Source organism: Acinetobacter sp. ANC 4169, from assembly GCF_002135355.1.
Taxonomy (GTDB): domain Bacteria; phylum Pseudomonadota; class Gammaproteobacteria; order Pseudomonadales; family Moraxellaceae; genus Acinetobacter.
Genome location: NZ_NEGE01000007.1, coordinates 120,357 through 134,272, shown reverse-complemented (window position 1 = coordinate 134,272; position 13,916 = coordinate 120,357). Strand labels below are relative to the sequence as shown.

Below are 13,916 nucleotides of genomic sequence, written 5' to 3'. Positions count from 1 at the left end.
CGACTAGGCTGGCCAATTTTGGTAAATCTGGGTTAACAGTTCTGCAGCTTTTTCTTTGTCTGCAAAGCTGTTATCGGCATTGAACACAGCGATGTTATTACTTGTACCTACAGATGTCAGTCTTAATACATAGATCTGTTGATCGACCTTAATGGTGACTTCGTAACGATTTTTACTTTGACCCACAATGGTATGGTTCAGGCTGCTGAGGGTAGCAAGTGTGTACTGCCAAATTGTAGCAGAATTTCCGTCTATTTTGAGCAACGGATTTTGGTTTCCATCACGAACCAGCTGCGGACGACCGACATTTGTACTGTCGTCCTGGGCATTTGCTACTGCATTGGTCTGTGCTGCTTTATCGGGGCGGGGAAGAGCAAAACGGTTGCCACGTTTATTTTCAAGCTTAGGTGCATGCTCAATGGCAAGCGGGTCAACCGTTGGAGATGGATACAATGGCGTTGCTGGTCGAACCATTGAACCTTCCGGATATTTCAGGGGTTCAAGGGTTGCTGTATTTTTATAGTCCAGTGAACCGTTACTGATTCCCATGGAACTACAACCCACTAAACTGAATGCCGAAAGTGCAAGGGTTAAACCAAAACGTAATTGCATAATGTTGTGCTCTTTATTTAATGACACCCGAAGCGTTCAGTGCTTCACGCAATGGGGTACGATATTGTTCTGCAAGAGGAGTTAATGGTAAGCGAATACCGGTACCAATTAAGCCCATTTCATGGAGTGCCCATTTCACAGGAATTGGGTTAGATTCACAAAATAAAATATTGTGTAAATTTGCAACTTTATTATTTAATGCTTCAGCACGTTCTGCATCACCTGCGAGTGCAGCAGCACACATCAGGCTCATTTCATTAGGTGCCACATTGGCAGTAACCGAAATGTTGCCTTTAGCGCCTAAACCCATAAGCTGGTATGCAGTAGCATCGTCACCAGAGTAAACGGTCATGTCTTTGCCGTTTAATCCTTCAATGAGTTCTTTACCACGGGCGACGTCGCCAGTTGCATCTTTAATGCCCACAATTTGTGGAATATCTGCCAGACGAATCACGGTTTCATTTAACATGTCTACGCCGGTACGGCCTGGAACGTTATACAGAATTTGAGGTAAGTCTACCGCTTCAGCAATCGCTTTATAATGCTGATATAAACCTTCTTGGGTTGGCTTATTGTAGTAAGGGGTAACCAAGAGTGCAGCATCTGCGCCAAGTTCTTTGGCTTCTTTGGTGAGTTCAATCGCTTCATGGGTAGAGTTAGCACCGGTACCAGCAATGACAGGAATACGTTTGTTGGCCACACGAATGATTTCTTTAATCACCTGGGTATGTTCAGCCATGCTTAAAGTTGATGCTTCACCTGTAGTACCCACAGCAACAATACTGTTGGTGCCTTGCGCTATATGCCACTCAACGAGCTTTTCTAGACCCTTCCAATCTACGCTGCCATCTTCAAACATTGGGGTGACGATTGCGACAATTGAGCCTTGAATGATCTGTGCTTGCTGAGTCATTTTAAAAAAATATCCTATTTGCCCATCCGGTGAGGTAGAAAAACATAAATTTGGATGGTTACGTATTTTGATTTATAGCCAATTCAACCCAATTGAATGAAATTGAATAATGCTTATGCAAATTATGAACGAACAAGCGGTGAAGAACAATATGCTTTAGTCAAACCATCTAAAAACTTTATGAAAAGCAAGTGAAAAGTTTAGCTAATACCAGCAAATTAATTTTTTAAATTGAACAAGACGGAAAGGTTTCGTAGGGCTGATCTTAAAAATGAGGTTTTTTTAACTGGGGAAATGAATGGTCGATATCGCAAAAAATGTAGGTTTAAGTCAATAGAATCAATAATTCCGGGTAAAAACATCAGAATTTAAGATTTAATTGTGATTAGCATAGACGTTAAAGCAATATAAACCGGTCATTTAATTTATCCAAACGATCATTAAAAACTTAAGAAATAATCAGTTAAAACTATTAATCTATTTTCACCCTTTTCGCATAAGATGATTTTCAGAATTGAAATAATAAGGGTCATATTGATTTTTTGTGTGTTGATTAAACTTGATTAATTGCTTTTGCGACTATGTGTTTTGGTATCGAAAAGTTTTAAATATCCCGTATTTTTGTCAATAAAGTGTAGATTCTTCCACTTATTGGTAGTTATTTGAATTTCCAGACTCATAGATGATGGCTTTCTTTTTGTAATGCTGATTGAACAAGGATAATCCAATGGAAAAATCAGATAATAAGCATGCCATCGTCACGGTAGCGATCTGTTTTCTGATTGCTGTGATCGAAGGTCTGGATATTCAGGCAGCCGGCATCGCCGCTGCAGGTATTCGTGAGTATTTTGGTCTCGACAGCTCTCAGTTGGGTGTGTTTTTTAGTGCAGGGATTCTGGGTTTATTACCAGGTGCACTGATCGGTGGCCGACTTGCTGACCGGATTGGTCGTAAAAAAGTGTTGATCTGGTCGACAGCAACATTTGCTGTATTTACCTTATGTACAGTATGGGTCAACAGCTTTAATAGTCTGCTGGCAGTACGTTTTCTGGCAGGTGCGGGTCTTGGCGGTGCAATGCCGATTTTGATCACGCTGGCATCAGAAGCAGTATCTCCAAAAAATCGTGGTCGTGCAGTGGGCTTGATGTACTGTGGTATGCCAGTCGGTGCTGCGATTTTATCTTTAATTGCTGCCACTGAATTTGGTGCCAACTGGAAGAATGTTTTCTACTTGGGTGGTTTATTACCGGTCTTCGTGATTCCACTCATGATGTGGTTCTTGCCTGAGTCAAAGGAATACCTGAAAGCGCAGAACAAAACCGCAGCAGAACTTGCCGTTTCACCGCAAGGTTCATTTAAGGACCTATTTAATTCCAATAACCTGTTACGCACGATCTGTATCTGGGTGAGCTACTTCTTTACCCTGATGGTGGTTTACATCATGCTGAGCTGGCTACCATCATTGTTTATGGAACTGGGCTTTACCCGTCAAAACGGCTCAACCGCACAGTTCTACTTCATGGTGACTGCGACCATCGGTACGATTATTCTGGGTATGTTGACCGATCGCTGGAAGAAAGCTTACGTCATCCTGTTGATGTACGGTGGTATCCTCGCGGGTTTACTGGCGTTAAATGGTGCAAGCTCGCTTAACCAGATGTATCTGGCAGCAGCATTGGCAGGTGCATTTGTGATCGGCTGTCAGGGCGTACTGTATGCCTTTGGTAGTATCGTTTATCCAACAGAAGTACGTGGTACCGGTGTAGGTGTGGCTTCTGCAGTAGGACGTATCGGCGCAATGCTTGGTCCTGTGATTGCAGGTCAGTTACTGACTGCAGGCTTCGGTGCAGCAGGGGTTATTACCGCAGCGATTCCATGTATCATTATCTCTGCAGTATGTATGCTGATCCTGGTGAACCGCACCAAAGTGTAATACTAGAAAGATTAAAAAAAAGCCTGCATTTGCAGGCTTTTTTATGGTCAGAATTTAAAAAAATGATGATGTGATTCATAGTAGAAATTTTCTTTTTTTCTTACAGGTTGCGATGAAATAAAAACAACGCTTTAATTTATTATTCATTGCAAAATGATGCAGATATTGAACTGATTCCAAAATTGATCCGAATGAACAGTCATTCTATTTTTATCGGCAGTGCTAAAAATACTCTACTATTTTGCGCTATGCTTGGGCATAAATCGAGATTTCAGGGGATGAAAACGGATGCAAAATAATGTCGTATTACTGGTGGTGGACGTACAACGAGGATTTACCCCAGGCGGTAATCTGGCCGTAGCAAATGCCGATCAGATTATTCCAAATATCAATGTATTGGGGCAGTATTTTAACAATATTGTCCTGACTCAAGACTGGCATCCTGAAAATCATATCTCTTTTGCAGACAATCATTCGGGTAAGGCGGTTTATGACAGTATTCAGCTCGACTATGGCAGTCAGGTCTTATGGCCGAGCCATTGTGTACAAGGCACAGCTGATGCCGAACTTCATCCAGAGCTGAATTTACCGACGGCACAATTGATTATCCGCAAGGGCACTCATGCCCATATCGACAGCTATTCAGCCTTTTTGGAAGCAGATCAAAAAACCACGACCGGTTTGGCCGGCTATTTAAAAGAACGTGGTATTGATACGGTTTTTATCGCAGGAATTGCCACTGATTTTTGTGTGGCCTGGACAGCAATAGATGCCTGCAAACTGGGCTTTAAAACCTATGTGATTTCCGATGCCACTAAGGGCATCGATTTGCACGGTTCACTGCAACATGCATGGCAAGACATGCTGGCAGCCGGAGTAAAACGTATTCTGGTCAAAGATATTGTTCAGCAACAGGCCTCATAAACGGTTTAATCCAGTCTGGGGAAGTCTAAATTTTTGCTAGCTAATGTTGTAAAAGTTAATTCCTAGACGAGATACTAGAATAAATATCGGATTGAACTTTATGTCTTATTTGTTGCGTTTTACCCAATTGATTCAAAAAACTTTTGCGCTGTGGGTAGTGCTATTTGCAGGTATTGCTTTAATTTTCCCGGAAGCCTTTGTCTGGCTTAAAGCCTATATTACTTGGATGCTGGGGATCATCATGTTCGGTATGGGCATGACCATGACCGTGAATGACTTTAAAGGCGTATTGCAAAGTCCTAAAGCGGTGGGGATTGGTGTCGCTGCACAATTTATTGTCATGCCGGGACTGGCCTATGCTTTATGTCAACTGTTTCAATTGCCGTCTGAAATTGCGATAGGGGTAATTCTGGTCGGCTGTTGCCCCGGCGGGACGGCGTCCAATGTCATCACTTATATGGCCAAAGGCAATACCGCTTTATCCGTGGCCTGTACTTCCGTTTCGACCATTTTGGCGCCTGTGTTAACCCCGGCAATTTTCTATCTTCTGGCCAGCCAGTGGATTGAAATTAATGCCCTGTCGATGTTGGGTTCCATTCTTCAGGTGGTATTGTTTCCGATTATTTTGGGTTTAATTGTCCGTGCAGTATTAAAGCGAAAGGTCGACGCCTATATTCAGGTGATGCCGCTGATTTCGGTATTTGCCATTGTGGCGATTGTGGCGGCAATTATTGCTGGAAGTAAGGCGCAGATTCTGCAATCCGGTTTACTGATTTTAGGCGTGGTCGCGCTGCACAATGGTCTGGGATATTTGCTGGGTTTTTGGGCAAGCCGCTTCTTTAAACTGCCTTATGCAGACAGCAAAGCTATTGCGATTGAAGTGGGAATGCAAAACTCGGGTCTAGGCGTGGCTTTGGCTGCAGTGCATTTTGCTGCATCCCCAATAACCGCAGTGCCAAGTGCAATTTTCAGTTTATGGCATAACATTTCAGGACCTGCATTAGCCAGTTATTGGGCAAGCAGGACAGATAAAATAGAACAATGATCAAGATATCTCTGTTGAGCGCAGTTGTACTTCAGCGCAGAATCCTAGAGATAAAAAAGCCGAGCATAACAGCTCGGCTTTTTTATTGAGCTGTTTTTAAGATGCTTTGGATTGCTTGGCTTTTAAAATTTCAGTTCTAAAGGTTTGTGCCAATTCGGCCACTTCGCTGTCCATCCCGTTCATCATGAAGGCATGACGGGTGAGCACATTGGTTGGATTTGGTATGCTGACCAACTGGTAACGATCTGAAATGCCTTTCAGTAATTCATTCGGTAAATGAATGGCACTTTCTTTGGCTGCCAATTGCTGTACCAGACGTTCTGCCGCTTGTACAGGGCTGAGGTGCATAGCCTCAACATGGCTGGAAATGGCACTGCGTGTTTGCAACACGAAACGCTTTTCTTCACGATAACGTTTGTACAGCACATCGGATAATAACTGGAATACGGTACTGATCATCACCAGACATTGCACTGCATTCGGCGTTTCTACCGACATGCTGATGGTTGCCCCATGCTCATCGAATTTATGAACAGTGGAGATATCTGAACTATTTAATTTGTAATGTTGAACACAGAGTTCAGCGGCTTTGTTCAGGAAAATCTGACATAAATTAAAATAAGGAATAGAAACGGTTTTATTGACCGAATCCATCAGCTGTTTTGGATCATAAAACTGAATATTTAATGCAATACAATTGTCATCCAGCACCACAGGCTTGGATTCCTTGGTTTTAGCTTTAGCCTGAGCGTTGTTCTGCGCCTGAGCAATCGCAACTGCGGCATTGTGCTGTTCTTGTTCCAAAGCCTGAGTCAGGGTCTGAATTTCATGTTTGAGACGTGATTCGTTATTAATACGCGCCAGATATTCGGTACGGCTTGGACGGGCAATGGCACGATAAGCTAACCATAATAAGCCATGAATCAGCAGCGACAATAAAATCGCCAGCCATTGGGTACGTAAAATTTCCCCAATACTTGGCTGAATCAGGGTAATTTCAATACTGCCGACTTTCTTTTCATTTTGCAGTGCTTCACGAACAAAAACTTCACCTTGGCGTGTCTTGGTTAAACCACCGGTTGCCAGTACTTGATTATTGGCATCTAAAATACGAATAGAGGCCACACTCGGGTTGGTGGCATAACGGTCGGCTAATAATGCCAATGACACCGTATTGGCCGGTTCCAGCTCGGACAGGCTGTCTGTGACCAGTTGCGAGGTCATCAGCTGTCCTTGACTGGCACGGTTTGCATTCAGCTGATGCGTCGTCGCAAGGACCAGTAAAAAGGTGTGTAAAGCAAAACTTACAATCAGTAGGCTAGCAAATAGCCCTTGTCTAGGCGCATTCAACGTAAACTTCCAAGGCATTTATGTTCAAATTCGATTATGATTCTAACAATAGTTGTAGCTCAGATCCGAGTCAATTCATGCGAGAAATCATTCTTATATCATTTTTGGGACCAGACCAGCCTAATCAATTTACACGATTAATGCAGGTATTGTCCGTACATTCTTTACAAATTATGGACGTTGGACAAGCCGTCATCCACAACCAACTGACTTTAGGTATTGTTGTTTCGTCAGATGACCAAACTGCTACAGCATTAGCCATGAAGGAGATCCTGATTCTAGCACATGATATTGGCTTAACAGTGCGCTTTAAACCAATCTCTGCATCAGATTATGATCAATGGGTGAGTGAAGGTGGTCAGACCCGTTATATCGTGACTGCACTGGCACCAGAATTAACCGCTTCACATTTGCAGGCAGTGACTCAGATTGTCTCCAACCAGGGCTTTAATATTGAAACCGTGACCCGTTTGTCGGGTCGTCCGGAGCTGGAAATTCAAGCCGATGGACCTAAACGCTCTTGCGTGCAATTTGGCTTGAAAGGACAAATGCTCGATGCCACTGCCATGCGTGCGGCATGCTTGCGTTTATCGACTGAATTAAGCGTCGATGTTGCGGTGCAGGAAGATAATGCTTACCGTCGCAATCGCCGTCTGGTCTGTTTCGACATGGACTCGACCTTGATTGAGCAGGAAGTGATTGATGAGTTGGCGATTGAGGCCGGTGTCGGTGAGCAAGTTGCTGAAATTACTGAACGTGCCATGCAAGGCGAGCTGGATTTCCAGCAAAGCTTCCGTGCTCGTGTCGCCTTATTAAAAGGTATGGATGCTTCTGTTTTACCTCAAATTGCCGAGCGCTTAACCGTGACAGAAGGGGCAGAGCGCCTGATTTCAACCTTGAAAGCTTTGGGTTACAAGACCGCCATTCTTTCCGGTGGTTTTCAGTATTTTGCCGAATACCTGCAAGAAAAACTGGGGATTGATGAAGTACATGCCAACATTTTGGATGTACAAGATGGCGTGGTTACCGGTGAAGTCAAGGGCCATATTGTAGATGGTGCCCGTAAAGCCTTATTGCTGCGTGAACTGGCTGAGAAAATGGGTATTTCACTGGAACAGGCCATTGCCGTGGGCGATGGTGCCAATGACTTGCCAATGCTGTCGATTGCCGGTTTAGGTGTGGCGTTCCGTGCCAAACCATTGGTGCGTCAAAATGCCAATCAGGCGATTTCAAGCGTCGGCCTTGATGGAGTACTCTATCTGCTTGGCGTACATGATAAAGATCTGAGCCGTGCCTAACTCTCATATCTAATCATTGAAGTTTATTGATTAAACGCGATATTGATGTCGCGTTTTTTTTGTTTAAAAACAGGCAAAATACGATGAACGGTAGCCAGGCATTGCCGATAAAAACAGCATTCAAGCCGTTCAGGAAAAAAGTTTTTTTATTGATTAAAATGAGTTGTTTTTTTGTAATGACACGGCAAGTCCGAGCCCATCTCGTTTCCAGAAAAAGTTAAAAATAAAAAAATGTAATGACAAAATAATATTGCGACAAGGTATGTCGCTTACTGAAAATACAAGACTTTTTTTCTTAAAAAAACTCCGCATAATGCTTGCATAGAGATTGATATAAATATATTTCATCATTTATTCACGGTATCGGGGATTTGATTTAGACCCATATAAAAGTGTCAAAATCCTATATTAGGACGGAGGTTTTTATGGTTACAGCGGATTTAGCAACCATTGTTGGCTTAAGCTTGATTGCGGCTGCTTTGATAGCTGTTTTCTTCTCGCCTTATCGTCGTTTGTTAAGCTATATGTTTGCAGGTATGCTGTTTGGGGGAGTGATTGAAGCCATTCGCTTCAGCACACAAGTCGTTTTTGATTTACCCATGGCATACAGTTATCTGACTGCGTTAATGTCGGTAATGGTTATCGTAACTATGCTGCTATTACGTGAAGATCGTCGTGCAGAGAGAGCTTTAGCCAAACGTCAGTATATTGAACATACACCAGTTTATGACGATGAACAGCAACAGTGTTCAAGCCGTTAATTTGAAAGATCTATAAATTAAAGATCTATAAATTAAATTAAAAAAATAAAAAGATGTGCTCAGGCACATCTTTTTTTGTTCATTATTGTTATACAAAGCCTTACTTCAAAAAACACAAGTTATGGTAGGATAAGTCGTCAATTTTCCAACAATTACAATAGGCTTAAATGTCATGAAACTATCTTCGATTCCTGTCGTAAAATTACCACTGGTCGATGTAAGCACGGATCCGCTTGATTTATTAGTTGCGGGCTTGGCTTTGCGTATGAAGCAGTTGGCGCGTACCAGCCCAAAATTTATTGAGCTGGTTCATGAACGTCAATTCCGCATTCAAATTGGTACTGACCTGGGTGTTGCACGTCAAATTATTGTAAACAATGGACAAATTGACACAGTAGCAGGCGATGCGGAAAAAGCGGACTTCATTTTGCAGTTTGCAGACAGTGAACAAGGCGTAAAAACTTTAATGAAAGGTGATCCAAGCGCTTTCATGACCGGCATGCAAAATGGCAGCATTAAAATGGAAGGCGATTTTGGCCTTTTGGTCTGGTTTAACAAAGTTGCCAAATTAATTCCACCGAAATTACCTAAACCGGTTCAAGAAAAAGTGAAACTGGTACGTTCATTTATTCGTGAAAAAACCGGTAAATAAGATTTTATGCCTTTCCTTCCCCTCCTTTTAAAAAGGTGAGAATCCTCAGAATATATTCTGAGTTTGCAAGAGGAAAGGATTAAAACAATAAAAGCCCTCAATCGAGGGCTTTTTTATGACGGGTTAGTGTCACGTTATTCAACTTCCAGATTAAATGTCACCGGACCATCATTCACTAGATGCACTTTCATGTCGGCTGCAAAAATACCGGTTTGCACATGCTCAAATTGAGATTTGGCATAGTCGACCAGTGCTTCATATAAAGCTTTTGCTTCACTCGGCGGCATGGCAGGCCCAAAGTCAGGACGTAAGCCTTTTTGTGTTTGTGCCATCAAGGTAAATTGTGACACCAATAATAATCCACCACCAGCCTGACTTACATTCCAGCCCATTTTGCCCTGTTCATCATCAAAAAAACGATATTTTAGAATCTTGTCGATCAGCTTTTTACCTTTTTCCAGATTGTCTTCTTTACCTAGGCCCAGAAAAACCAAAATGCCTTTTTCAATTTGCCCAGTGGTTTCACCATCCACAACAACTTTGGCTTCTAGAACTCGTTGTAATAAAGCACGCATTTTTCGTATTGGCTCACATCATCTTTGACGGATAAGAATTCTAGCAAACCGCATGATAAAAAATGAAAATTGCTTAAAAGATATACTATAAATATATGAAAAATAATTGATTAATTTTAATTGATCTATTAAATCGATTGAATTTATAAAAATAAATTGTTTTAACAATTGATAAACATTCGGTAACTTAGCCTCTGCAGGAAAGGTCTGAATAAGAGAGATTAAGACGATGTTTAAGCGTTCTTTACTAGTTGCAATGCTTGCAACTGCAACAGCTACGACTCAAGCTGCGGCATTAACCAAAGATAATGGTGCGCCAGTGGGTGATAATCAAAACTCAATCACTGCTGGTGAGTATGGCCCGACTTTACTTCAAGATGTACAGTTAGTTCAAAAGCTTCAACGTTTTGGTCGTGAGCGTATTCCTGAGCGTGTGGTACACGCACGTGGTACAGGCGCTTATGGTGAATTCGTTGCAAGCAAAGATTTATCTGACTTAACACTTGCATCATTGTTTAAAGCAGGTACCAAGACTCCAGTATTCTTACGTTTCTCTACCGTAATTCATCCTAAAGGTTCACCGGAAACTTTACGTGACCCACATGGTTTTGGTTTGAAGTTTTATACTCAAGAAGGCAACTGGGACTTAGTCGGTAATAACTTACCGGTATTCTTTATCCGTGATGCAATCAAATTCCCGGACTTCATTCATGCAATGAAACCAAGCCCGGTATCGAATGTTCAAGATGCTAACCGTGTATTTGATTTCTTACAGAGCCAACCATGGGCAGTGAACATGCTGACTTATGTGTACTCTAACTTGGGTACACCGGTGAGCTATCGTCATCTTGACGGTTTTGGTGTGCACGCATTCAAACTTTACAATGCCAAAGGCGAATACAAGTACGTGAAATTTAACTTCCGTACCAAGCAAGGCGTGAAAGGGATGAACATGGAAGAAACTGCCGTTATGCAAGGCAAAGATTTCAACCATTTGACCAACGATTTGTACAGCAATATCAATGCGGGTAAATATCCGAAATGGGATCTTTACATCCAGGTGCTTGATCCGAAAGACCTCGACAGTTTCGATTTTAACCCGCTGGATCCAACTAAAATCTGGCCAACTGATTTAATCCCAGAAACCAAAGTCGGTACCTTGACCTTGAACCGTATGCCGAAGAACTTCTTCAATGAGACTGAACAGTCGGCATTTGCACCAGGCAATCTGGTACCGGGTATTGAGCCATCTGAAGACCGCTTGTTACAAGGCCGTATCTTCTCTTATTCAGATACGCAAATGTACCGCCTAGGCGCGAACCATCAGCAAATTCCTGTGAACCGTCCAGTTGTTAAAGTAAATAACAACAATCAAGAAGGTCACATGAATGTGTCTGAGCGTGATTCTGACGTGAACTATGAGCCAAGCCTGAAAGAGCCAAAACCTGCAACGCCAGCCGCGAAAGCAATCAATACGCCACTTGGCGAGAAAGTGCTTCAGCAAGCCATCAAGAAAGAGCAACCGTTTAAACAGGCGGGCGAGTTGTATCGTTCTTACTCAGCAACCGAGAAAAACGATTTGATCCGTAACTTGGCGGCTGATTTGGGCGCTGTAAAAGATTCAGAAACCAAGCACATCATGCTGTCTTATTTCTACAAGGCTGATGCTGACTACGGTACTCGCTTAACTCAAGCAGTGAAGGGCGATATCGCCACTGTGAAAGCAAAAGCAGCAAAATTGAAAGACTAATTCCGGTTGGTTGATCAAATCGGTGACTAGGGCTTAGGAGTCACCACCGAGAAGTCCTGTAAAACTCAAATCCTTTCCTGCAACCCTAGGGGAGTTTTACAGGCATTTTATATTTCCAATATTTTGTCATAAGCAAACTGAGGGCTGTTGAAATGAAAGTCATATTGAACGGTGTAATGATGTCGCTTGCGAGTATTTTATTGATGACTTTGCTTACTTTCGGTATCACTAAAATTCATGCTCAAGAACCGGCTCAAGTGACTCAGCAACAAGCAATCAATTCACAGCAAGAACTGATCGATATCTTTTTTGCTGCGGCAAAAACCGGTCATCAGGAAGTGATTCATGAGTTTTTAAAACACGGCTTTCCTGTCGATGTGCGTAATGGCGCAGGTTATACTGCTTTGATGATGGCAGCTTATTATGGTCATCAAGATAGCGTTACTACATTATTGAAATATGGTGCCGACCGTTGTGCACGTGACAGCAAAGGCAATACCGCCATGATGGGTGCAATGTTCAAGCTGGAATGGGCAATTGTAAAACAGTTACGCCAGATCGATTGCGATGCGAATGCCAAGCAAAGCGGACAAAAAACCGCAGCTGAATTTGCCAAAGTGATTGGTCAGGAAAAACAGCTGCAAAAAATGATTCAAGAACAAAAGAAATAAAGCAGAACAGCACCGATCTCAATATGCTGTGCCGATACGAGCTTGATCCAGCCCGATAGCGCTGTACTTAAAACTAGTCATATCAAGCTGCAAATTGTGCTTTAATGTATTAAGCACAGCGAAATTTCACGAAATATGCCTCCAATCATTCAATCTCTGCTTGATACTGACTTGTACAAATTCACCATGTTACAGGTGGTATTACATAAATTTCCTCAAACTCACAGTCTTTATCATTTCCGTTGCCGTAATTTAGAGGATACCGTTTATCCACTGACGGATATTCTGGATGATTTGAATCAGCAGCTCGATTATTTATGCCAGCTTAAATTTAAAGAAGATGAACTGCTCTATCTTCGCAGTTTACGTTTTATCAAAAGTGACTTTGTCGATTATCTGGAATTATTCCAGCTGAAACGTCGTTTTATTCAAGTCAGTATTGATGAACAAGGTCGTTTGGATATTTGGGTTGAGGGACCCATGGTTCAGGCGATGATGTTTGAAATCTTTGTGCTGGCCATTGTCAATGAACTGTATTTCACGCGTATTCGTAGGGATGAAGTCTTGGCAGAAGGCGAGCGTCGCTTACAGGCGAAAATTGCCCTGACGCAAAAATATCAATCAGAACAAAATCCGGAAGATCCACCATTTTTGGTGTCCGATTTTGGTACCCGCCGTCGTTATAGCTATGCCTGGCAAAAACATGTGATTGAAGAATTTCATGCGGCCGTACCGAATATTTTCCGTGGTACCAGCAATGTCCTGATTGCCAAGCAACTCGGCATTACCCCGATTGGCACCATGGCACATGAATTTTTACAGGCTTTTCAGGCTTTGGATGTACGTTTACGCGATTTCCAGAAAGCGGCACTGGAAACCTGGGTACAGGAATATCGTGGTGATTTAGGTATTGCCCTAACTGATGTCGTCGGGATGGATGCTTTCTTACGTGACTTTGACTTGTATTTTGCCAAACTGTTTGATGGCCTGCGTCATGACAGCGGCGATCCCTACGAATGGGGGGATAAAGCCTATGCCCACTATAAGAAATTAAAAATTGACAGCAAAACCAAGATGCTCACCTTTAGTGATGGCTTGAATATTGAAAAAGCCTGGAACTTGCATCAATACTTTAAAGACCGTTTCCAGGTCAGCTTTGGGATTGGCACCAATTTAACCAATGACATGGGACAAACCCCATTAAATATTGTGTTAAAACTGGTGGAATGTAATGGTCAATCTGTAGCAAAAATTTCCGACAGTCCAGGAAAAACCATGACCGATAACGATACTTTTCTGGCTTATCTGCGTCAGGTTTTTAATCTTTCCGAACCGGCATAATCATGATTGATATAGCTGATTTTTTGCTAAAGGAAAGCAAAAAATCAGCATAATAGTGAAAACGAGTTATGCTAAGATCGTCCTGTTGATC

13 protein-coding genes are annotated in these 13,916 nt (G+C 42.4%); 9 read left to right on the top strand and 4 right to left on the bottom strand.

The genetic code is table 11. From position 1 onward, the window contains the following. Positions 1-3: 3 nt before the first annotated feature. Together B9T26_RS07255 and dapA are read right to left on the bottom strand one after the other, a co-directional pair. Complete coding sequence (locus B9T26_RS07255) at positions 4-612, bottom strand: lipoprotein-34 precursor (NlpB) (RefSeq protein ID WP_086199051.1); 609 nt, start codon at positions 610-612, stop codon at positions 4-6. A gap of 13 nt (positions 613-625) precedes the next feature. Continuing rightward, positions 626-1,525, bottom strand: a complete 900-nt coding sequence (dapA, locus tag B9T26_RS07250) for a 4-hydroxy-tetrahydrodipicolinate synthase (protein WP_086199050.1) — start codon at positions 1,523-1,525, stop codon at positions 626-628. Positions 1,526-2,252: 727 nt separating this feature from the next. On the opposite strand from dapA, the gene mhpT reads away from it, so the two are divergent. From mhpT to B9T26_RS07235, 3 genes are all read left to right on the top strand, one after another. After that, entirely contained in the window at positions 2,253-3,458 is a 1,206-nt protein-coding gene (mhpT, locus tag B9T26_RS07245; RefSeq protein ID WP_086199049.1) for a 3-(3-hydroxy-phenyl)propionate transporter MhpT, read from the top strand. Between the two features lie 288 nt (positions 3,459-3,746). Then, a complete protein-coding gene (pncA, locus tag B9T26_RS07240) occupies positions 3,747-4,382 on the top strand; it encodes a bifunctional nicotinamidase/pyrazinamidase (protein ID WP_086199048.1) in 636 nt (211 codons plus the stop codon). A gap of 100 nt (positions 4,383-4,482) precedes the next feature. Further along, a complete protein-coding gene (locus B9T26_RS07235) occupies positions 4,483-5,427 on the top strand; it encodes a bile acid:sodium symporter family protein (protein ID WP_086199047.1) in 945 nt (314 codons plus the stop codon). A 96-nt stretch (positions 5,428-5,523) separates the two neighbouring features. On the opposite strand, the gene B9T26_RS07230 is transcribed toward B9T26_RS07235, so the two are convergent. Further along, positions 5,524-6,777, bottom strand: a complete 1,254-nt coding sequence (locus tag B9T26_RS07230) for a hypothetical protein (RefSeq protein ID WP_086199088.1) — start codon at positions 6,775-6,777, stop codon at positions 5,524-5,526. Between the two features lie 77 nt (positions 6,778-6,854). Between B9T26_RS07230 and serB the strand changes: the two genes are divergently transcribed. The 3 genes from serB to B9T26_RS07215 all read left to right on the top strand — a co-directional run bounded on the left by serB (position 6,855) and on the right by B9T26_RS07215 (position 9,488). Then, positions 6,855-8,075, top strand: coding sequence for a phosphoserine phosphatase SerB (gene serB, locus B9T26_RS07225; protein ID WP_086199087.1), 1,221 nt, complete (start codon positions 6,855-6,857; stop codon positions 8,073-8,075). A 425-nt stretch (positions 8,076-8,500) separates the two neighbouring features. Continuing rightward, complete coding sequence (aciT, locus tag B9T26_RS07220; protein WP_086199046.1) at positions 8,501-8,836, top strand: AciT family ciprofloxacin tolerance protein; 336 nt, start codon at positions 8,501-8,503, stop codon at positions 8,834-8,836. A gap of 172 nt (positions 8,837-9,008) precedes the next feature. Continuing rightward, a complete protein-coding gene (locus tag B9T26_RS07215; RefSeq protein ID WP_086199045.1) occupies positions 9,009-9,488 on the top strand; it encodes an SCP2 sterol-binding domain-containing protein in 480 nt (159 codons plus the stop codon). A 134-nt stretch (positions 9,489-9,622) separates the two neighbouring features. On the opposite strand, the gene dtd is transcribed toward B9T26_RS07215, so the two are convergent. Next, positions 9,623-10,063 carry a D-aminoacyl-tRNA deacylase gene (gene dtd / locus B9T26_RS07210; RefSeq protein WP_086199044.1) on the bottom strand — a complete coding sequence of 147 codons (441 nt, stop codon included), beginning with the start codon at positions 10,061-10,063 and terminating at the stop codon, positions 9,623-9,625. A gap of 229 nt (positions 10,064-10,292) precedes the next feature. On the opposite strand from dtd, the gene B9T26_RS07205 reads away from it, so the two are divergent. From B9T26_RS07205 to pncB, 3 genes are all read left to right on the top strand, one after another. After that, positions 10,293-11,813, top strand: coding sequence for a catalase (locus B9T26_RS07205; RefSeq protein ID WP_086199043.1), 1,521 nt, complete (start codon positions 10,293-10,295; stop codon positions 11,811-11,813). A 152-nt stretch (positions 11,814-11,965) separates the two neighbouring features. Then, the gene (locus B9T26_RS07200) at positions 11,966-12,484 is read left to right on the top strand and encodes an ankyrin repeat domain-containing protein (RefSeq protein WP_086199042.1); all 519 of its coding nucleotides are present in this window, start codon (positions 11,966-11,968) and stop codon (positions 12,482-12,484) included. A gap of 135 nt (positions 12,485-12,619) precedes the next feature. Beyond that, the gene (gene pncB / locus B9T26_RS07195; protein WP_086199041.1) at positions 12,620-13,825 is read left to right on the top strand and encodes a nicotinate phosphoribosyltransferase; all 1,206 of its coding nucleotides are present in this window, start codon (positions 12,620-12,622) and stop codon (positions 13,823-13,825) included. Positions 13,826-13,916 lie beyond the last annotated feature (91 nt).